Genomic DNA, 22,275 nt, shown 5'->3' on the forward strand with positions numbered 1-22,275 from the left:
CCCACATTATCGCTACCCGCGTACGTTCATTAATAGGTAATTGGAAATGGAATATAATGAGGAGGAAGTAGCCCAAGCGAAGGCGCGGGAGCGTTCTTTTTTTAAACGGGGAGTTTAATGCAAAACAGGAGGCTATATATTGTTTTGAATGGCGTGGAGGTCAGTCAGACGTAATAATAGAAAAGAGGGAAACAAAGTTGGGAGGCAGGAGAACATGTCGAACATGGACAAGGAGAAAAAGGCTCTGGAGAAAGCGACAACGATATATGAAACAGGCGAGATCATAACGGCGAAAGTGTACAAGGTCAGCCACGAGCAGAAAGAGGAACTCGATCGTCTGTCAGCTGAGAGGCACGAAAAGTTACTCGAGGAGGCAATACCGAAGATCCGAGAGCGGTACGAACAGCTGGTCAAGCTCCGGCAGCAACAGCCGAAGATTGACGACGGTGGCAAGCCTCCGAGTGATTCCGCTAACGGCGAACGATAGCACCACGAACAAGACTGCCGGCCGACCGGCAGCCTTTATTGCGATGTAACTGGCAGATGACAGCACGGTGCGGCCGCTTTATCCGACGCCATATTTGGCGAGATACTGCGGATACGAGTGAAGATGAACGGCCCTGGCCTTGCGCTGGGCCTCCTCCCGATGCTCCGGTACCTGCTCCGCCTCGACATAATCGGCCAGCACGTCGATGACGTCGTCGAGCAGCTTCGCCCGAAAATACAGTTCCAACCGCTCTACGGCCGCAGCCCCTGCTCCTGCCAGCGCCTTCTCCCTCCATACAGGCCATGACGGATCATGCGTTAGTGGCCAAAGCAGTACCGAGTAGTCCATCGCCGCATCGCCCTGACCGGACAGGTCGTCCCAGTCGATGATCCGGAAGCCGTCCCTGCCGCACGTCAGTATGTTGTTGCCGTTCAGGTCGTTATGAACCACATCGCTCGCAGGGAGTAGAAATGCAGGTGTCTGCCGGACTGTTTCCCTGAGCCTCCCGATCTCTTCCTCGAACCACGAAATCGTCTCGTCCGACACGAAATCCCTGAGCAACTCGCGCGACCCGCGGATTCCGTCGAGATCTTCCGTAAACCGGGAAATGTACTCGTCCTCGAATGCCTCCGCATAAGTGCGTGTCTCCGCCTTAGGCAGCATTCCGCGGAGACGATCGTCGCGATGGAGCTTCGCGGCGGTCTCCATGACACCCGTCAGCGCGGCCTCGGGATTTCGCGCTTCCGCTAGCGGGGTCGCATCCTCGATATATTCGAAAACAAGGCCGTGCGGATACCCCGGTACGATCTCGCGGTCAATCGCATGGACCAGCCTGGGCGCGGCGTAGTGCTCGGCAAGATAATCGCTGACCACCGCCCACTGCCGCAGCCGCGCGGCTTTGCTAGGTGGAGCCAGCTTGACGTGAAGCCGCGTGCGGCCGTCAGTCAAACGGATAGACAAGTTGCCGAAGCCTCCGGGGTTATATATATATGACGCCCGGATCTTATTCGGGCCTATGCCGATCGCATCGGCGTTCGCCGATGCCCACTCCGCAATCATGCGTTCTGCTAGTCGTACCTCCATGTCTACCCTCTGCCTCCTCGCCATAATCCGGTCTATACCGGATATTTTAGCATGGAACCGATCATTGATGCAGGTAAAGGACGGTTATAAATCAAATTCAAATATTCATTTTCGGGGATCAACGAGCAAAATGGCTTCATAAAAAATATGAAAAAGAGCAGTTCGCCCTGTAACCGTCTAGGACTGTAAAAAGAAAACAAAAATGCTCGATGAAAATGAGGGTGAAAAATTTATTTTTTAGTTAGGGAACTTTGACTGGGGCTGTCCTGTCTGTTTCTGTAGGAGGGGGAACTTATTGGAGGAATACGAATACCTGCAGTACTTATCGTCAAACATGGATTCCATTGCACTGGATCGCCTGATGCTGGATTTTGGAAAGGATGTTTGGAACTACGCATACTTTTTGACGCGGGATCTCCATGCGTCCGATGATATTTCCCAAGAAGTTTTTCTGCGTGCGTACCGTAGCGTAAAGGACTTTCGCGGAGAATCGACTGTGAAAACATGGTTGCTTAAAATCACCCGTAATCTGTCCTATAATTACCGTAATTTTGCTTTTCTTAGGAAGGTAACCCTTTTCGAATGGGTAAGACATAGTGAAACGGTAGCTTCCGCTGAGAACGAGTTTATGGATCGTGAGGCAACGAATGATATTTGGCGGGTTATTTTGGATTTGCCGATTATTTTTCGGGAGGTTCTCATACTGGACATTCAGCATGAAATGACAATTAAGGAGATGGCTGGGGTATTAGGGGTTTCGGAAGGAACCGTTAAATCTCGTCTTCACCGAGCACGAGCCAAGGTTTTAAAAAAGCTACAGGAGGTTGGGGGCCATGAGAAATAATAAACCAGAATGGTATGAGCAAGCAGGAAAGGAACCATTTAAACGAAATCATTTCCATGGAAACCTTGCAACCGGGGTCAAAAATCGGATTGGAACCGAGAAGCAACCGCGTTCCAGAACCAGATGGTATTTGGGTGGATCAGCCGCAGCGGTGATGGGAACTATGATTGTCATTTCAAGTTTCTTCTCGGATAGCGGTTCGGATCATTCTCCCGTTCCCGTACCTAGCAATTCTCCTGCAGCAAATGCCATTATTGAAAACCCGTCTGAACGGATTCGAATGGTTGACAAGAAAAACGGCTGGGCATTCGGAACAAGCGTAAAGCATACGAATGACGGCGGGAAAACATGGGCGGATCGGACGCCGAAGGGTTACGACCATTTAAGATTCGAACCTTTCCTCTTCAACGAGCAGTTAGCTTGGTTCGTCGTCCGCCCTGCTGACAAAGAGACTGCCCAAACCACAAACTGGATGATATATCGAACGACCGATGGGGGGAATTCGTGGATCCCTGCCACGCTTCCTACAAAAGATACCTGGACCGTTCAGGGGGTCAACACGGCTTTTAATCTTTATTTTATTGACGAGAAGACGGGATTCTTTTCTTTTGTGTCGGACCCGGCGGGAGGTCCGGTCAAAACAGCCTTTTATCAGACAACAGATGGCGGGGAGACATGGAAGTATGTAAATAAAATTGCACCGGACGGTGTTCTCGCTTCAACCCCATCCGGTATGTCCTTTTCCGATCGTTTGCATGGATTTATTACCTTTTATAATTCGAGGGACTATCAACCCGAGATTTATGGGACAACAAGCGGCGGAGCTTCTTGGAATCGCATCGTATTTGATTTACCTAAAGAGATCAAGGATGCGGTGTTTTTCGCCGAGCATCCTCCTGTCTTTTTTGGGAATACCAAGAAAGAGGGCGTGCTATCGATTTCTTACATGACAAAGAATAATGAAAAAGCGGGCGTTGCTTGGTTCACTACTGAAAATGGTGGCGCTACATGGAGTCCGACAACTCGCCCAGAGAGTCAGCCTACAATTAATACAAAAGGAGGAAGTGCGCCGCTAGGTTTTCGTGCATGCGCAGCTTTGGATCTCCGGCATTTTTGGATGATTGATGCAGAATCAGGAACCCTTTATGGAACATCGGATGGCGGGGGGCGTTGGCAGGCTCTTTACACCTCACCGCAATTGCGGAACGCTGCGCAATTAAAATTTATAGACGAAAAGACGGGCTGGGTCCGGGGGGACAGATTTTTGCTGCAAACTGAAGACGGCGGAAAGTCTTGGAATGAATTGTGAGAATCTCCGAAATAACCGTGCTTACACCCGATGAAATAAAGGCTGGGGACAAAATAGTGGGGGACGAGCTGAAATCGGGCGGAGAAACAAGGAGATTTATCAAAAATATACGGATGGAGAAAGACAAAGAAGCATCTGCGATTTGGGGAAACCCCATGAGCAGGCGCTTCTTTTGTTCCGGGTCCAACTTTATATCAAGAGAATAGAGTTTTGTTTTTTTGCCATTGTGTGAAAAACTCGATTGCAAGGCGAGAGCCTCCTGCTACCTTGCCTCCGAATCGCTCGCTATCTGAATTCCATGCAACACATCCGCTTCGAGCTCCGTCACGACCGCATTCAACTGCGCCTTAAGCCATGGCGGCTCAGTTCCAATCACGGCGATGGCCTCCAGCAGGTCGAAGGTTTTCCCGCCCCACGGTCCGTTGCGGTCGAAAACCTGCCTACCGATGCGCACCCCTTCCTCCCCGATATATCCCCCCAGTCTGTCGAGCCCTTCCTTCAGAACCTGAACAGGCAGCGGCTTGTTCCTAATCCTTGACCATTGCGCCAGGTAGTGCATCCCGCGCAAAATATCGTATTCGAAAAACCTAGGAAAGCAAGGCTTCAGCCACTCGGTGTTTAAGAGGCTTCCGTCCTGCTTGGAACACACCAGTCGATGCTCAATGAGAAAGCGAGCGCCTTCGTCCACGAACGACGCTTCTTCGGGCGTGAATTCCCGGTTCGTATGCAGCAGTATCGCTTCCAGCGGTGGCAATGTTGAAACGAGCGAGCTCTTGCGCGAATTCAAGTAGGCGGACGGCTCGCAATTCAGTCCTCCATCCGGAAGCTGGTGCTTCATCAACCAGCGGCGTATCCACGGGATTTCCCCGTCCACATCGCAGCCGGAAGCTGCCAAAACCATATAGTAGACGGCCAACTCACAATGGCAGCAGTCCATCTTCGCTTTATCCGCTTCTTGGATTGGCGAATCCTCCCGGGTAATGACAAACCTGGGCCAGGTCGAATTCTTAAGCAAGCCCAGCGCCTTCGCGACAGCGGCCTCGGGAATCTGTCGCGCCTCGCCGATTTCATAGAGTGCGGCCATATGCCACCACGCGCCATCCCACTTCCTCCGGCTTCTGCCACCGCCAACCCCTACAAGCTCATTGTCTGAAGAAAGATATTGTATCGATTGTTCAATCGCACGGTCAATAATTTCCCTGTTCATCTTATCCACTCCCTTCGATGCTCTTGATTTTTTTCTTTCCAATTTCTATAGCTCCCGTTATCTGCATCTCTGTACCTTCACAATACCAAACAAACGTTCCTGCCTTCAACCGCTCACCGGAGGCATTGCGGCACTTCATATCGGTATCAAGAAGGCAGGGAACGGAATGGATACAAAAAATGGGAGCGGGGTCATCATCCTGTTATTAATGGCTTATTTCCGTTTCAAGTTGGACCTACAAAATCCGGAACAACATTGGGCCGCCATTAAACGGGGGCTGGGCTTCCCCTAATCAGTAGATTTCACGGTATTCCCTGGGTGACATGCCCGTATGTTTTCTGAAAATGCGACAGAAGTAAGAGAAGTTGGGAAAGCCGATCCGTTCCCCGATCTCCTTGATGGACGTGCTGCCCGTTTTCAATAGAAAGCAAGCTTCTCTAATTCTGCGTGCCGTAATATGTTCGGAGATTTTGCTGCCGGTTGCTTCGTGAAACAGTCTGGATAAATGGTAGGGCGACAGGTGTACAAGGGCTGCCAGCTGCTCCAGGCTAAGCTCCTCGTGGAAATGCTGATCGATCCATTTCATAATGCATTCGGCGTAATGGTTTGACCGCAGGGATGGCGTGCTGGCAGCCGCCTGGTCCAGCGTGTTCCATATCCAGTTGAGCGACTGAAGCACAGACTTGACGAAAAAAGTCAGCTGCTCGGACCTTTCATCGTTTACGTTTCCGTTAAACAAATAATCTCTGCCATGTTGAAACAACTGCTCGATCATCGGATGCCGGATGATTTGCACCGGAAGTTTTTCTTTCCATAAATATTGAAAAAAACGGTGAAATTGAGGATATGGCTGCAGCCGATTTTCCATGTAGTAGGGATCGAAAATGAGAACGGTCCGTTCATAGTCCTTTTCCAGATCGGGCTCAACGCGGTGCAGCTGAAAGGGCTGAAGCAATACCAAAGTTCCGGGTCCGACATGGTGAATCCGATTTTCCACGACGAGGAGGAGCGAACCTGCGAATATAAATAAAAATTCCATTCCGTGATGCATGTGGAATGTATCGAAGTGTCCGCGAGTGAGCCGATAATTATATTTAAACTGGCTTTGATTCAATTCGTTGTAGAATTTCATGGTTCGTCCCTCGATTATTAAGAATATTTAGGAGAATAGGAGATTCAGATGGAAGCGATGCCGCAATATTCCATCGTATTTCTATAGTACCTTAACTTTTCTTCGAGGGAAATTGTTGTTCGGGAGTCCGCGCAAGGAAAGAGCAAAAAATGAACATTTTACCGCAAAAAAAGAAAACATGGGGAGAACGCTTTCTGGTAACATATGGATTACACGAATCAAGCAGTTTCATTAAGAATGGGGAGCATCAGCAAAGAACGGAATGGAGGCGAAAGCGGGGGAATGCCACCCAAAATCGGAAGCGGTTACATTGGTGATTTGCTTTTGGGATGCAATTGACGAGCCGTTGAATATTTCGCGGGTGTTCAGAAGTGAGGGTGTTTATTGGTAAAGGAGGATCCATATCGTGTTACAGCAATCTTACGCGGGACAGATATTGCAAGAACAATTTACGCAGTCGGTCGGCAGGACCATGTGGGACGACGGCTTAATTCGTTCTGACGGTCCGGGGCATACAAGAGACGTTTCGAAGCTTGAGCAAACGCACGCCGGTCGAACGTCGGCCGCTTATTATGCGGCAGCCGTCTTGTGCGGCCAGATGGACGAGGCGTTCGGCAGCGAAATTTTGCGGGCGCTGCGCTCCCTGCAAATCGTCGACGATGCAAGCCCGTACAACGGCGCTTTTTTGTGGTACCGCGAGGAAACACGGGTCAGCGACTCGAACGCCGCCTTTTTTACGCTCATGCCGCTCGTTTGTCTGACGCTATGCCGGCCTGAATGCCTTTCGGCCGGGCACCGCCGGCAAATCGAGGATATGATGCGTCAGGCGCTGATTTGGTTTGCGCATGAGACGGAGAATCCGAGCATGTACTACCCGAACAAAATCGTCAGCGACGGCGCCTTGTATGCGGCGATGTCGCATTTGCTGGGAGATCGTGGACATTACGGCAAAGCGGTGCAATTTTTTGAGCGTTGGAGCGCATACACAACCGATCGCGGGTGGGGTTGGGGAGAAAACGTAAGTCCCGGTTACATACGCATAATCGTTGCGGCGCTTCGTTTGGCGGTTTTGGCGTTTCGGCAGGAGCAGACCGAGCTGCATGCGCAGCTGCAGACTCACATGGAGGTCCTGCTGTCCTATAACGCGTTTCATGGCGATCACGAATTTGTCCCGGCGATCCGCAGCTATAATTTTGAAGGAAATACACGGCAAAACAGCTTGATGCTTCGTCTTGTCGGTGTGATGGCTTCGGATCCCCTACAGCTTTACCGCAAGGAAGGGCTGTGGAATTGGGTCAATTTCACACTGTTGTTCGAGCGGGAGTTGGAGCATCCTCCGCAGCCGACGACGCTGACCGTGCCGCGCCAGCGGAAGGAGCGCGTGTTCGACGACAGCTATGCGACGAGTTGGATCGGCTATACCGGACGTTTGGGCAGCCTGAATCGTTTTCCGGTTATTTCGGGCTCGTACCAGTGGCCGACTTGGGGCCTCGCCTGGCAGACGTTTCCGGTCTCCTTCAGCATCAACGAGGAACAAATCTCCTATTTGCGATGGTTTATTCGCGAAGGGGATCGTATTCGCTCCCACCCGGCCAAATCGTACGGCGATAACTACTTGAATCCGGCCCTGTTCCGCGAATCGTATTATCCGGATATCCAGCTGCGCAGCGCCCAGCACGAAAATGTGCTGGTAGTCGTGCGAAGCATGAGCGGCATTCATCATCATTTTTCCGAAGCCGCGGATGAGTGGATGGTGAAGCGCTTTACAGGAGGCGTTTCCACTTATGTGTCGGAAGCCGGAGTAAGCTGGATTGTGCTTCATTTCGGAACGGCGGATGTGGCCGTAGCCGCGTTGAACGGCATTTCCTCGGAGATGGGCAAGCGCGTTGCGATCCAACCGGAGCTGGAGCGGGAGGGGGACCAATTAAGAATTCGTCAAATGCTGTATCGCGGCGAAGAAAAATTACACCATATCGCTCGTCTCGAAACCGGTTGTGCGGTTGTTCATTTCGATCAGAAGCTTGCCGAAGTCGAGCTGCACCGGCGCCTGAACCGGCTGCGCATAGAAGATCGTTCGTTTCAGGATGGGGAAGTGCCGCGCGCTTCGCACGACGAGCTTCGCGAAATCAGTCTGATTGACGGTACCGACCGGCTGGTCGAGCTGCGGATCGACCCATACACCCTTTGAAATCGTACGTTTTTGCAAATATTGAGGAGGTGGCGCGCATGCAAGCAAGAGGAGCCCGGCGACTTGATGGATCGACCGACACACGGGTAGGATCATGGCTGAGTCTTCGTTACGCCCTGAAGGTTATCGGTATCCTTGGTTTGGTTTGCTGCACGGCCGCGGCAGTCGGACTGCTCGGCATTCCACATGCCATGGCGGCTAATCTGATCGTCAACCCCGGCTTTGAAACCGATTTGACCGGCTGGAATGGAAGCGGAGCGACGATTTCGCGAAGCATGGCGGAAGCCCACTCCGGAACGGCGGCGGCCAAGGTTGTGCGTCCGACAATCTATTCCGGCAATATCGGGCAATCGGGGATGTCGTTTGAACCGGGCAAAACGTATTATTTCTCGGTGGCGGTCAAACGGGCGGAAGGCTCGGCGCAGGTAGGACTTTATTTAAATCAAAGCGGCGTCAAATGGGGGAGCGCGAACTATCCGATTATGGCAACCGGCACGGTGGATACGGAGTGGACGCTGCTGCGCGGAATGAAAACATTTCCAACCTCGGCGTCAACGCCGGGCTCCGGATATATATATGACAATGCCCGATTGTTTGTCCAGCACTCGCTCAGCAGCGAGCCCAAAAATGCTGCCGGGCAATACAGCATCTTTTATGTGGACGATGCGATCGTGGAGCCGGCTGCGCCGCAGTCCGTAACGATTGCCGGAAGCGCCGACGTCCAAATCCCGCTTGCCGGCAATGCCGCCAATACGTATGGCTATGCGACGACGTTGACCAACCAGATGGGCACGTCGGAGGGGATGGCCGGGGAAGCGCTTAACTGGTCGGTCGTCGGCAGCCCTGCCGGCGTATCGATTCATCCTTCGACAGGCGTCCTGTCGGTGAGAGACTCCGCTTCGACCGGTACCGTCACTGTTCGCGCCGAGGCGCAAGCGAACCCGTCCGCCATTGCGCAATTTACCGTAACGCTGTCGGCCAGCACGCCGGATCCCGTGCCGAAAGCGCCCGTCGCCTCCAACGTGGCGATAAGCGGACAGGCAAAGCCGGACCGCCTCTTGATTGCCTCTTATGATTACGTCGATGCAAACGGCGATCTTGAATCGGGATCGACGATGGGCTGGCATATCGGCGAGACGGGAACGGGCTCATTTATCGCGATCTCGGGAGCTTCAAGCAGCGAGTACACGGTGCAAGCCTCGGATGTCGGCAAATACGCGAAGTTTGGCGTTACCCCGCGAACGACGGCAGCGCCGGTTTCAGGAACGATCGCGTACAGCGAGCCTGTGCTCGTCGAGCTGGGCGCAGCCCCGGTTGCGGAACATGTGCGCATAACCGGCATGGCATCCGTAGGCCAAGTATTGACCGGCGAATACGACTACGCCGACGGCGACCTCGATCCGGAATCAGGCTCGACGTATCGATGGCTGATCAGCAGCGCGAAGGACGGCGCCTATACCGCGATCGGCGGCGCAACAGGCAGAACGCTCGCGATTACGGCCGGCATGCTGGATCAATTCGTCAAGTTTGAAGTGATGCCGGCCGATGTGTACGATACCGGCATTGCCTATTCCAGCGCTTATTCCGAACGAATCGATTCCGGCCCCGCGACGGCCTATTACGTCAATCCTGTAAACGGCGACGACGATAATAGCGGCACGATCGCGCACCCGTTTCGCACGATCCAGCGGGCGAGAGACAAAGTCCGCACGATTACGAGCGGCATGGCCTCGGACATTACGGTATACCTTAGGGAAGGCACCTACGTTCAGCCTTACGAAATCCGCAGCGAGACTTTATACAAAAATGACAAAACCGTGAGCGAGACAAGAAACATCAAAGCGAGCACGCTGACGTTCGATGAACGCGATTCCGGGAAAAACGGATTTTCCGTCATTTATAAAGCATATCCGGGTGAAAGTCCGGTCATTGGCGGGGGAAGGACGATTAGCGGTTGGACGCTCCATGACGCCTCCAAAAACATTTATAAAGCGTACGCCGGAGGCGATCTTGATACGCGCCAGCTGTATGTCAACGGGGTTCGCGCCGTCCGCGCGCGCAGCACGGGCGGCTTGAGCAACGCCACGCACAGCGAAACCGGACATACGACAACCGATACCTTTTTGGCGAGCTGGGGGAACATCCGGGACATCGAAATGGTTTACAAGCAAAAATGGACCAGCCCTCGCGGCAAGGTCGACTCCATTACGGCGAGCGGCGGTGTGGCGACGATCGTCATGCAGCAGCCCGGCTGGTATTATATGCGCAATAAAGGGACGACTAGCGCAACGGTGCCATGGTATTACGAAAACGCTTACGAGCTGCTGGATGAGCCGGGCGAATGGTATTTGGACCGATCGACCGGGGACTTCTACTACAAACCGCGCGAAGGCGAAAATATGGCGTCTGCGCAAGTCGTCGCCCCTGAGTTGGAGGAGCTGATGCGCGTTCAGGGCAGCAGCCTCGACCAAGTCGTCAGTCGTTTGACCTTTTCCGGCATTCGCTTCGAATATGCGACATGGCTCAGACCAAGCACGGGCAACGGACATTCCGACGCGCAAAACAGCCACATCCGGGAAAGCGGCAGCGGCTCCGGGGATAAGCTGATGGCCGGCGCGATTCATGTGCAAAACACGCATTTCATCACCTTCGAAGGCAACCGGTTCAGCCATCTCGGCGCGATCGGGTTGAAGACGGACGAAGGCACCCAGGACAGTCTCATCATCGGCAATACCTTTACGGACATTTCCGGCAGCGCGATTTCGGTAGGCGACGTTTCAAACGATCAGAAGGAGACGACCGACACGCGCAAGCTGAATCGGAACAACGATGTGACCAACAATTGGATCAACCGTGTCGGCGTCGACTATTTCTCCGCGGCGGCCATTTCTGCCGGCTATCCGGTCGATATGGACATTACGCACAACGAGATCGGCGATGTGCCGTATTCCGGACTGCATGTCGGCTATGGCTGGGCCTCCAGCCCCACGTCGAATACGCGCAATGTCCGCATTCAAAACAATTTGATCCATGACGTCATGCAGAAGCTGAACGACGGCGGCGGCATTTATACGCTCGGTACGACCGGCGGCTCGGTGTCCCAGCCAAGCGTTCTTTCCGGCAACTATTTGCTGCGCGACCATGACGTCGGTCAAGGCGCGATTTATTTCGATGAAGGCAGCAACTACTGGCAGGCGTACGATAACGTTGTGGAAACGGCGCCGAACTTTGTGCACATTTGGACAACGACGATTCATGATATTGCGGTCAACCGCACCTATACGAATACGCCGAAGCTCGTCAATAACGGAACGAACACACCGGTCACCGACACCAGACTGCACGAAAATGCCGAGTGGCCGTCCGATGCGCTGACGATTATTAAAAATGCCGGTCTGCAGCCGGAATATCGCCATCTGCGCGGCCCGACAGAACCGATTGCCAAGCTGTTTATCCGGGAGATGGATTTGGCGTCGGGCCAGTCGGCGGCGCTTCAGATCGAAGCCGCTCTGACAGCACGCGGCGCGGCCGTTGATCCGATCGGCTATACCATCGCGTTTGCGAGCAGCAACCCGTCCGTAGCGACAGTCGACAGCGCAGGGACGGTCACCGCTGTCGGTCCGGGCAAAGCGGCATTGACCGCCACCGTAAACGGTATTCCGGTCCCGGTTGCCCACGGCATCTATGTGGACGACGAATATGCGGGCCTGACCGTTACCGGCGCGAAGCCGGCTTTAATGCCGGGTCAATCGCTAACGCTTTCGGTAACGAGCACAACGTATTACGGCAGAGTTCGTCCGATCAGCTCTTTATCGTTTGCGAGCGCCGATCCGGGCATTGCAGCCGTAAGTGCCGACGGAATCGTAAAGGGAGTAGCGGTCGGTTTAACGGATGTGGGGATCACGGCGATCGTAGACGGTACGGCCGAATCGTTCACCTATCCCGTTGAAGTGAAGCTCGCATTGACGGAAAACTTGATCGATGAGCCCGATTATTGGTACGTAAACGGCACGGCGGAAAAGACAGTCTCTGACGGGCTGGTCACACTCCGTACGCCGAGCGGCATTGCGATGTTCCAGGGCAGGCAGTATGCGAATGAGCTCGTGAAGGTGCAGATGACCATCCATGACAACGCCGGTTGGCATGCAGTCACATTCCGGTCGCAGCAGGATGATCAGTCGTACAGTTCGTCGACGAACGAGACGTATATGATCGTGTTCAGTCCGACGGCGGTAGAGCTGCATCGCTTCAATAACGGAACGCGCAACGTATTATACGGCAATGTATCCGGGTATACGCCGTTGATCGGCGGCGCATTGCCCAACGCCTATATGACGTACGGCAGCAATCATCTGGTGGAATTCGGTGCGAGCAACGTCGCGGGCGGCGTACGTATCGTGCTGAATGTCGACGGACATTCGGTTATCGATGCCGTCGATTCGTTCGGCGGCCATATTGCGGAATTCGGCTATGTCGGCTTATATGCACGAACCGGCTCGATCACGCTGCGCGATTACAAGCCGGAAGCGCCGCTCCAGCTCCGTTATACGTCTAAATCGGCAAGCTCCGTCGACCTGGCTTGGGACCCGCATCCTGCAAACGTCGGTACGGTGACTTATACCGTTTACGGCGACGCCAATACGGTTATCGGGAGCACGTACGGAACGACATTTACCGTTTCCGGCCTGGACCCGGCTTCGACCTATACGTTTCGTGTGTACAGTACAAACAGCTACGGTTACGAATCCGAATCGAGCAATTCTTTAACTGTAACGACACAGCCGTTGGTCGCGGGAGATCCCCTTGTACCTCGGGAATACACTACACGGAATAATCACCGGGGGGAGCAAGGAGGGCATCGGCAGAGCCATGAATGGCCTCTTCCCGGAAATACCGAAAACGATTCATTCTATCGGGAAACAATAGGCGTAACTTAAATGGGGGGATTTACGATATGAAGATTACATGGAAGCAGTCTGCAAAATGCGCGTCTTTGCTTACGGCGGCGGCGATGCTCGCCGCGTGTGGCTCAGGCGGCAACAAAGCGTCGCCGGGAACATCGACGCCGTCTTCGCCCGGCGATGCATCGAAAGCGGCGGTAGTCGATATGTCGAAACCGATTACCTTTACTTTTTTCAATAACGCGTCCAATGAAATATTCGAGCAGGAAATCGGTGCGCGCATCAAGGCGAAGTACCCGAACGTAACGATTAAAACGGTGGGAAACGGTTTTACGCGTTCTAATATGGAGAAGCTGCTTGCAGCCGGTGAACAGATCGACCTGTTCTGGATCGGATTTCAAGAAAGTATTGCCGATATGAAAGAGTTAGGTTTGGCGATGGACTTATCGGAGCTGATTAAACGCGACAAATATGATTTATCGCGCTTTGATGACAGTGCGCTGCAAATGGTCAAGGACCAGTCGGACAAAGGAGAAATTTTTGCTTTGCCTTGGCAAGTCGGATCAGCCGTCTTGTTCTACAACACCGATTTGTTTAATAAATTCGGCGTGCCTTATCCGAAGGACGGCATGACATGGAGCGAAACGATCGATCTGGCGAAGAAAGTAACGCGAAACGATAACGGCGTGCAGTACCGCGGGCTTGATATCGGATTGGTTCGTCACTTTTATCAGCAGTACGCGCTGTCCCCCTTCGATCCGAAAACCGGAAAAGCGACTTATTTGAGCGATCCGCGATGGAACCGGATCATGCAGTTCGTCAAAGACCTGTATTCGATTCCAGGCAACCGTCCGGAAAAAATTGCCGAGGATCGCGCCGGCTTCATGCAGCAAAAAGTAGTCGCCATGCTGCCATGGTCCGCTTATTTCCAGCCGTTCCTAGGCGCGGCCGATCTGAACTTCAATATTGCGGCACTCCCTGTATTCGATGATGCCAAAGGCCAAGGAGTTTCGCCGGCGGCTTCCATCCTGATGATGAATCCGAAAACGAAGGTCAAGGAGGAGGGGTGGGAAATTTTAAAATTCCTCGCCTCCGATGAAGTCGAGATCGGCAACAGTCGTATTGGCTTTCCTCCGGCCATCAAGCTGCAGGCGGCCAAGGATCAGTTCGGGGCAGACCTGCCGGGAGTCGAAAAATTGAATATGAAGGCGGTGTTCTACAACAAATTCACGGCGCAGCCTGTCATTAAAGGAGAATATCACTCGGCAGCCATCAAGCCGTATGTGCCTATGATCCAAAATGTCGGCAATGACAAATCCGATATCAACACAGCCTTGCGGGATGCGCAGGAAGCGGCGGATAAGGCTATTCAAGAGCTGCAGTCCAGATAATCCGATCTGCGTTCGGCGGCGGATGCGCTAGACGAAAACGGTCGCAAACAGCCCTGTTACCTTGTCTGTTTTTAACGACAAGGGGCAGGGCTGTTTGGATTCGAAGGACTGCCATCTTATGAAATGTCCCCAGTCACGTGCGCCTGCTCGTCAGGCTGAGTTCGAATTCAGTCGCTTTCGACTGGACGCCAATCAGTAACAGACACAAAAGGACCGTCAGGGGCTATTCCTTGAGGGTATTTCTTTTTGCCCGGAGTCCAGTATTGAATCGCCAGCACAGACCGCCGCTACTTTGACGGTCTTATGTATGCCTCAGTACGGAAGCTTGAGAAAGCTAGCCCAGCTCTTCTTGAGAAGGCGGCTCAAAAATCAATATCCACTCTTTCAGCAAGGTCTCGGGAATGTAAAATGCTCCCTGAGGCAGCTCGGCATTTCTTGCCGCAAGACGTGCCAGAAGCACCTCTTCAGACGCTTCGGCAAAGTGGATTTTAAAATCAGTTCCTAATTGTGCCGCTCGGGCGCGCATATCGTCCCGCTGGCTGCGCACCCAAAACCCAAAGTCCAAAATAACATCTATGCCGAGAACTAGCACACGAGCGGCAACGTTCCACAGCAAGGCTTCCACTGTATCGTGCCTATCTTCATGTTTCTGTTCATTAACATCCTGTCCGAACAAGCTAGTATGCCATTCGTCAGGAGTGAGGCGAAGAGCCGAATAATTTTGTTCAAGTTGCCGTGCCAGAGTAGTTTTTCCGCTACACGGGAGACCAACCATTATGTGCAGTGTTGCTATAGCTTTCACCCCCAATCTTTTACCCTATAATCTCATAAACCAGTTTTGTATTCTTCAACACGTTTAAAGCTTTGTTTGCGTAAAAGCTATCAATCTATTTTGCATAAATCCTCCGCAATTTTCCTGATCATCATCGGGTAGTGAGACTGACCGTTTTCTTGACATCATTCCAAGCTACATCATAATGAAATGCTTCTGCGATGAATCGGACAGGTACGAAAGCCACATTGTCAACAATGATGGGTGCGGACTCCATTTCTAAGAGAGAGCCATCCATCCATGCTTGAGTTTGATTCATAAACAAGCGGATTACTCTACTACCTTTCGTAATACTAATCGCTTGTGATCTTTCATTCCATTCCAATACGGACTCAAGATTCTCAGATAGGATCCGGATAGGTACCATTACAACCCCGTTTTGAATAAAAGGGCCCCAGCTTACTTCTGCCGGTATCCATTTTTGATCAATTTCCAGAACAATATTCGAACTATGTATCACAGTAACATCAACGTTATTTGTACTCAATTCTTGCCATAGCTCTAGTTCCGCTTCATACTGCTCCGGACTTATCATAACGTAATGAAGAAGCTTGATCTCTTTCATAATGTCATAATTGGCAGCTTGTATCCCATTCATATAAATGGCTTGTAAAATCGGAATTTTTTGGAGAAAGCTAATGTCTGCGACTGGATTCATTTTTAAAGAGACTATATATAATTTTGGTGAATGAAGAAGGGGCCCGAAATCAGTAATACGATTGTTGTCTACAGTAACAGATCGTAGATCGGTGAGTTGAGAAAGAGGACTAATATCCCCAATTTCGTTTCCTGTTAAGTTTAGCCACTGCAATTTACTCAGTTTTGATAGTGGTGCTATATCTTTTACCTCACTATTTTTAATATGCAGTACCTTTATTCCCATTAACCCTTCAAGCGGGGATAAATCTTGGACAGATGTATATTCCACGCTTAGCGATTCAAGATTTGGTAATTTTTCTATGCCCGATAGGGTGGTAATGTGTTTTCCGTCTAGGCGCAGACTCCTTACGTCTTTAAGGTTTTGCTCGGTCAGTACTGCACCTTTTGGCAGTTTTAACTCGGAAATAATAGCTTTTACAATTTGTTCGTTCTCTAAGAGTGAAGAGTCAATTGCAGCAGATACAATCTTGGTATTGGTAGAGAAGGCAACAAAAGCGAAAGAGATAGCAGCAAGTAGGAGCAATACGATAATAGGTTTTTTCAATTAATAGGTACCCCTTCCAACTTAAACATAACAAATCCTGTGAATATGTTTCGACGTTATGATGGATTACCCTTTATTTCAAGCTATTGTCCCACAATATTTAACTGCATTAAGGAGAGGATTAGCGCTAGTGCCGAAACACGCAGAATCATAATGAAATCATAGGGAAACTTTATCGCACTATATTACGTCTAGTATTACATAAAAATGGAAAAATGTAGGATTATACAAAAAGCCGATATAAACTCTAAGATGATCGGGCTTGCTGTGTTAAAAGACTGGAAAGGAGGGTGCCTTTATGAAAAGACTCGGGCTATTATTGATTACAGCAACGTTACTACTGAGTGCATGCAATACACCTACCAAGGAGAAAGGATGCGCAAGCGATGTTGATTGGGTTGATTTTATAAAATTCAACGATATTATGTACGGATTCACGGGCCACTTACAAACCTCAAAACCAAACGTAAAGCTTGGTCCAAAAATAGGCGAGGTTAAGTATAAACTAACAGGAAATGCCTGTTCCAATCATGAGGTTCAACATGCAGATGCTGCATTTTTACCGGTTGGAACGCCAATATATGAACAATTGGGCTATAAACATGAATTTCGGCTTATAGCCGGAGACAAAATTTATCAAGTCATGGTGAACCCAAAAGCAAAATTCGTAAAAGAGCTTTACGATATCGAGGGCAAAGTAGAGAAGATCACGATTTTTCGGGATACGCATGATCAAGACATCAGAACCATTGAACAAAGTAAAACGAATGCACTCACAAATTTATTTTTAGAACGCGAAATAATAGGCTTTGAAGAAATATTTAAACGCGGAGTCCCCAAAACGGAATATCAGTTTTTTATAGATTTTCACTTGAAAGATGGAACCGCAGTCAGATCTCTGTATCGGTCCGCAAGTGAAATCATGAATCCGGGTGTTTTGCTTGGAGCTGGGATGGAAAAAGAGTTAAAAGAAATTATAAAAAAAGAGTGGTCGATCGAATGATAAGGCAGGAGGTGCTTAACAAGAAAATAGAGGGCTGTTTATTGAAATATGACAAGGAAATACAAAATGTTATTACCTGGGCAAGAAGTCATATGGATTCGAAGGATTACCGGCTTCGGTGTCTCGGTTTCGTTGAAGACGCTTATGAGAGAAGCAACGGAATTGAGATGTGTGTGGGGGCGGCGATGCTCGCGAGTCCGCTGAAATTTACGGAGTCCACAAGAATATTGGTTTTCCACCAAAAGGAGCTTTTGTTTTCTATTCCAGTTCTGGCGTGGTGGAAGGCGAAGTATGAAATTGGGGACACGTAGTGTTGTCCCGTAAGCGTCAAATAGCCCCCAGCGCACCTAGCCAAGCTAGGTGCGTTGGGGGCTATTTGAAGAGGACGTCTCCAAAGGATCCTGCGCGACGATATTGTCAACTCCGCCCGGACACGTCAAACACATTCGAAATGACAGGACTTCGACCTCAATCTGATCTGCCGGACGATTGCAATAAGCCAGGAAAATGCGCAGTTTTGCTGATTGCGGGAATGTTTACCGCCCCAGACATCGTGAATGCTGGCCTCTTCTTGGCGGCAACTATGAGACGCCTACGCTACAGGCGGTTTACGTCGCCTAGCGGGTCGTTTTCCGAGAATCATTAATTATCCATTACAATATAAAGCTATATCTGTTTCTCTAAACATCAAAAGTAAATTAAACTTTATCTCCACTAAGAATATTCGTCTAATCATGACATATGTTGTCATGATTATTCCGTTATACTGTGAAAGCTAAGAAAATGGAAATCCGAGGTGGAGTCTATGAACGTCGAAGATATCATAATCAAAGGAGCACGCGAGAATAACCTGAAAAACGTGAATGTCCGTATACCGAAGCGAAAAATAACAATCTTCACCGGCGTCTCGGGCTCGGGAAAATCTTCCTTGGTATTCGACACCATAAGCGCAGAAGCGCAGAGGCAGCTTAATGAGACTTTTACCGCATTCATCCGCAATCGTCTGCCCCGGTTTAGTCAGCCGGATACCGATCTCATCGAGAACTTGTCCACGGCGGTTGTTATCGACCAGAAACGGCTCGGCGGCAACTCCCGTTCGACGGTCGGCACAATCACGGATATTTATGCCATGCTCCGGTTGCTTTTCTCCAGAATCGGCAAGCCTTTTGCCGGCTCTTCACATTTTTTTTCGTTTAACGAACCGGCCGGCATGTGCCCGGAATGCTCCGGAGTCGGACAGGTGGTGCAGTTTGATGTGGACAAGCTGCTCGACAGGTCCAAGTCGCTGAATGAAGGCGCAATCCTGTTCCCCGTATTTAAAGTGGGAAGCTGGTACTTGAATACGTATACCCATTCCGGCTTGTTCGACAACGACAAGCGGCTTGCCGACTATACGCCGGCAGAATGGGATACCCTCCTCCACGGCAAAGAAAGCAAGATCGTATACCGCACCAAAGGCGGCGATATCGAATCGGATTATGAAGGTCTGCTGCCCAAGCTCACCCGCCTGTATGTAAAGCGGGACAGCAGCGAGATGTCAGATGCCAAACGCGAAACCCTTGACCGCTTTCTATCCTATAGCGAGTGTAACCTTTGCGGGGGAAGCCGGCTTAATCAAACGGCCCTGGGCTGCCGGATTAACGGATACAACATTGCCCAATGCGCAGCGATGGAGATTGGCGAGCTAATACGTATGATTGAAGCCATTCGGGATCCCGTTGCCGGTCCGATGATTGGCGGGATTCTGATCCGGTTGAACCATCTGGTCTCTATAGGGCTGGAGTATCTGAGTCTGGACCGTCAAACCGCAACCTTGTCGGGCGGGGAGTCGCAGCGCATCAAGATGATCCGGCATTTGAGCAGCAGTCTTACCGACATGATCTACATTTTCGATGAACCGAGCGTCGGACTGCATCCGCGGGATGTCCATCGTCTGAACGGCATGCTGTGCCAGCTCCGGGACAAAGGGAATACCGTACTTGTCGTCGAACACGACCGCGAAGTAATAGAGATTGCCGACTACATCATCGATGTCGGACCTCATGCGGGAACCCGCGGCGGAGAAATCGTCTACGAAGGCGACTTTGCGGGCTTGCTCCGCGCGGATACCTTGACAGGACGGTACTTGAAGCAAAGTCTGCCCTTGAAAACTTCAACCAGGGTGCCCAAAGGTCGGATGACCGTAGCCGGCGCCAGCCTGCACAATCTGAAGGATGTGACAGTCGATATACCCGTCGGTGTGCTGACCGTGGTAACGGGAGTAGCCGGCTCAGGCAAAAGTACGCTGATTAACGGAGCATTCCTGCCGTCGCATCCGGAAGCGATTGTCATTGATCAGACCGCCGTGGGCACGTCCATCCGCTCCAATCCGGCTACCTACACGGGGATGATGGACGAGATCCGCCGGCTGTTCGCAGCAGCCAACAAGGTGAGCGCGTCCCTGTTCAGCTTCAACTCCAAGGGAGCCTGTTCCAACTGTCAGGGTCTCGGGATGATCTACACGGATTTGGCCTTTCTCGAGCCGGTAAGGACGACATGTGAAATATGCTCGGGCAAGCGGTTCAGCGATGAAGTGCTGCAGTATAAGCTGAACGGAAAATCCATCAGCGACGTCCTCGCCATGACGGTACGGGAAGCTTCGGAGTTCTTCAGCAGGAAGGAACTGCTCCGTCAATTGCAGACGCTGGAGGAGGTGGGACTTGGATACGTAACGCTGGGCCAGCCTCTGAGCACCTTGTCGGGCGGAGAATGCCAACGCATCAAACTGGCCGGGGAACTTCACAAGGAAGGCAGTCTCTATGTAATGGACGAGCCGACAACCGGGCTGCATATGTCCGATATCTCTCGTCTGATGGACATTATGAACCGCTTGGTCGACGGGGGCAACACGGTGGTGGTCATCGAACACAACCTGGATGTGATCAAGAGCGCAGACTGGATCATTGACATAGGACCCGAAGGCGGCTACCGGGGCGGCCAAATCGTCTTCGAAGGCACACCTGTTCAGCTGGCTGCCGCCGAACATTCGATAACGGGTGCGTATTTGCGCAAGACAGAAACCGTAGCGCATAAAACCGTCCCGGCCAAACCATTCTATTATTAATATGTCACAAGGTGACATGGTTAATGTCTATAATTAATGGTAGCTCAACGAGAGGGGTAACAAATTATGAAACGAAATATTATTTTAGATCTAGCAGTTACTTTAGACGGTTTTATCGAAGGGAAAAATGGAGAAGTTGATTGGTGCATTATGGACTCTGAGATGGGCTTTAATAATTTTCTAAATCAAATTGATACTATTTTATATGGAAGAAAAAGCTATGAATTATGGGGACAATTTGTTCCAGGAATAGATCATTCGGATGATGAAAAAAACTTTTGGGAATTGGTTCATCGTAAAGAAAAATATGTGTTCTCCAGAACGCAAAAAGGGACTGATAACAAAGTAAAATTCATAAATGATAATATTGTCGAAGAAGTAAATAAATTAAAGAATAAGCCTGGTAAAGACATTTGGCTATATGGTGGAGCAAGTCTTATTACAAATTTTATAAATGCAGGGCTTGTTGATGAATTTAGATTGTCTGTTCACCCGGTTGTTTTGGGAGAAGGAAAACCGTTGTTTATTGATATAAAACAGAGGTTGAATTTGAAAATAGTAAATACAAGAACGTTCTCCTCTGGCGTTGTGCAACTAATCTATCATTTAAATGAGATAGAATAATGTACACCCATATATTTGTGAGTATCTTTAAATGGATCTGCATGGTTGCCCTGCAGCATTCTATAAGAAACCAAGTTGCGTAAGTGAGCTATGCTAATCCGGCCTCAATAACGATTTGTAAACTTGATTACTACAGGGTGGAATGATGGACAAACTTTCAATTGTGCCTTCACGGGCGGGGCGACGGGAGTGGATCGGTCTGGCCGTGCTGGCTTTGCCGACGCTGCTGCTTTCTCTGGACATGAGCGTACTCTACCTGGCTATGCCTCAGCTTGCAGAGGATCTGGCACCGAGCAGCACGCAGTTTCTGTGGATCATGGACATTTACGGGTTCTTGATTGCCGGTTTTCTGGTTACGATGGGGACGCTCGGCGATCGGATCGGCAGACGCAAGCTGCTGATGATCGGGGCGGCGGCGTTCGGTATCGCTTCGATGTTGGCCGCATATTCTTCGAGCGCCGAGATGCTGATCGTCAATCGGGCGCTCCTCGGCATTGCTGGCGCGACATTAATGCCGTCGACATTAGCGCTGATCAGTAACATGTTCAAGGATCCCGGGCAGCGCGGCATTGCCATCAGCGTTTGGATGAGCTGCTTTATGGTCGGCGTAGCGATCGGTCCGCTGATCGGGGGGCTTCTGCTGGAGCAGTTTTGGTGGGGCTCCGTGTTCCTGCTCGGTGTGCCGATTATGCTATTATTGTTAATTGCCGCACCGTTGCTGCTGCCCGAGTATCGGGATTCGAAAGCGGAAAAAATGGATTTGGCGAGCGTCGGTTTGTTTTTGGCTGCTATTTTGCCAATTGTCTATGGATTAAAAGAGTTTGCCAAAGCTGGAGCACTGGAATGGCAGCCCGTAGCCTTACTTCTATTCGGCGGCCTTGTCGCGGTTTGGTTTGTTCGCCGGCAGCAAACATTGACCAGTCCTCTGTAATGCCCCCCGTTGTCAAGACACGAATTATTGATGAAT

General features: G+C 50.8%; 15 protein-coding genes. 10 read left to right on the forward strand and 5 right to left on the reverse strand.

Annotated elements, in window-relative coordinates; genetic code table 11:
• The first annotated feature begins 214 nt into the window (after window positions 1-214).
• Window positions 215-487, forward strand: coding sequence for a hypothetical protein (locus tag FE784_RS24645; RefSeq protein WP_139604916.1), 273 nt, complete (start codon window positions 215-217; stop codon window positions 485-487).
• A 78-nt stretch (window positions 488-565) separates the two neighbouring features.
• Here the strand turns inward: FE784_RS24645 and FE784_RS24650 are convergent, their stop codons facing one another.
• On the reverse strand, window positions 566-1,570 hold the full coding sequence (locus FE784_RS24650) for an aminoglycoside phosphotransferase family protein (protein WP_139604917.1): 1,005 nt from the start codon (window positions 1,568-1,570) through the stop codon (window positions 566-568).
• 295 nt (window positions 1,571-1,865) lie between these two features.
• Between FE784_RS24650 and FE784_RS24655 the strand changes: the two genes are divergently transcribed.
• Together FE784_RS24655 and FE784_RS24660 are read left to right on the forward strand one after the other, a co-directional pair.
• Window positions 1,866-2,414, forward strand: a complete 549-nt coding sequence (locus tag FE784_RS24655) for an RNA polymerase sigma factor (RefSeq protein ID WP_342779129.1) — start codon at window positions 1,866-1,868, stop codon at window positions 2,412-2,414.
• Complete coding sequence (locus FE784_RS24660; RefSeq protein ID WP_139604918.1) at window positions 2,404-3,723, forward strand: WD40/YVTN/BNR-like repeat-containing protein; 1,320 nt, start codon at window positions 2,404-2,406, stop codon at window positions 3,721-3,723. Before FE784_RS24655 ends, FE784_RS24660 begins: the two co-directional genes overlap by 11 nt.
• A 262-nt stretch (window positions 3,724-3,985) precedes the next feature.
• Here the strand turns inward: FE784_RS24660 and FE784_RS24665 are convergent, their stop codons facing one another.
• Together FE784_RS24665 and FE784_RS24670 are read right to left on the reverse strand one after the other, a co-directional pair.
• Entirely contained in the window at window positions 3,986-4,930 is a 945-nt protein-coding gene (locus FE784_RS24665) for a prenyltransferase/squalene oxidase repeat-containing protein (RefSeq protein WP_246132161.1), read from the reverse strand.
• A 292-nt stretch (window positions 4,931-5,222) separates the two neighbouring features.
• Window positions 5,223-6,062, reverse strand: a complete 840-nt coding sequence (locus FE784_RS24670; protein ID WP_139604919.1) for an AraC family transcriptional regulator — start codon at window positions 6,060-6,062, stop codon at window positions 5,223-5,225.
• Between the two features lie 406 nt (window positions 6,063-6,468).
• On the opposite strand from FE784_RS24670, the gene FE784_RS24675 reads away from it, so the two are divergent.
• The 3 genes from FE784_RS24675 to FE784_RS24685 are packed head-to-tail and all read left to right on the forward strand — an operon-like array spanning window position 6,469 to window position 14,542.
• Window positions 6,469-8,250 (forward strand): hypothetical protein, encoded by a 1,782-nt coding sequence (locus FE784_RS24675; protein ID WP_139604920.1) that lies wholly within the window; start codon window positions 6,469-6,471, stop codon window positions 8,248-8,250.
• A 38-nt stretch (window positions 8,251-8,288) separates the two neighbouring features.
• Window positions 8,289-13,187, forward strand: coding sequence for an Ig-like domain-containing protein (locus FE784_RS24680; protein ID WP_139604921.1), 4,899 nt, complete (start codon window positions 8,289-8,291; stop codon window positions 13,185-13,187).
• A gap of 17 nt (window positions 13,188-13,204) precedes the next feature.
• The gene (locus tag FE784_RS24685; RefSeq protein ID WP_176706494.1) at window positions 13,205-14,542 is read left to right on the forward strand and encodes an ABC transporter substrate-binding protein; all 1,338 of its coding nucleotides are present in this window, start codon (window positions 13,205-13,207) and stop codon (window positions 14,540-14,542) included.
• Between the two features lie 334 nt (window positions 14,543-14,876).
• Here FE784_RS24685 and FE784_RS24690 read toward each other — a convergent pair whose 3' ends face one another.
• The gene (locus tag FE784_RS24690; protein WP_218103807.1) at window positions 14,877-15,344 is read right to left on the reverse strand and encodes a P-loop nucleotide/nucleoside kinase family protein; all 468 of its coding nucleotides are present in this window, start codon (window positions 15,342-15,344) and stop codon (window positions 14,877-14,879) included.
• Between the two features lie 121 nt (window positions 15,345-15,465).
• The gene (locus FE784_RS24695) at window positions 15,466-16,578 is read right to left on the reverse strand and encodes a stalk domain-containing protein (protein WP_139604923.1); all 1,113 of its coding nucleotides are present in this window, start codon (window positions 16,576-16,578) and stop codon (window positions 15,466-15,468) included.
• Window positions 16,579-16,876: 298 nt separating this feature from the next.
• Here FE784_RS24695 and FE784_RS24700 point away from each other — a divergent pair, with 298 nt between their 5' ends.
• The 4 genes from FE784_RS24700 (at window position 16,877) to FE784_RS24720 (ending at window position 22,239) form a co-directional block, all read left to right on the forward strand.
• Complete coding sequence (locus tag FE784_RS24700; protein WP_139604924.1) at window positions 16,877-17,581, forward strand: hypothetical protein; 705 nt, start codon at window positions 16,877-16,879, stop codon at window positions 17,579-17,581.
• An 805-nt stretch (window positions 17,582-18,386) separates the two neighbouring features.
• The gene (locus FE784_RS24710) at window positions 18,387-20,684 is read left to right on the forward strand and encodes an ATP-binding cassette domain-containing protein (RefSeq protein WP_139604926.1); all 2,298 of its coding nucleotides are present in this window, start codon (window positions 18,387-18,389) and stop codon (window positions 20,682-20,684) included.
• A gap of 66 nt (window positions 20,685-20,750) precedes the next feature.
• Window positions 20,751-21,308, forward strand: a complete 558-nt coding sequence (locus FE784_RS24715; RefSeq protein WP_139604927.1) for a dihydrofolate reductase family protein — start codon at window positions 20,751-20,753, stop codon at window positions 21,306-21,308.
• Window positions 21,309-21,450: 142 nt separating this feature from the next.
• Complete coding sequence (locus FE784_RS24720; RefSeq protein WP_218103808.1) at window positions 21,451-22,239, forward strand: MFS transporter; 789 nt, start codon at window positions 21,451-21,453, stop codon at window positions 22,237-22,239.
• Window positions 22,240-22,275 lie beyond the last annotated feature (36 nt).

The organism is Paenibacillus hemerocallicola (genome assembly GCF_006265175.1).
In the GTDB taxonomy this organism is placed as follows: domain Bacteria; phylum Bacillota; class Bacilli; order Paenibacillales; family NBRC-103111; genus Paenibacillus_AB; species Paenibacillus_AB hemerocallicola.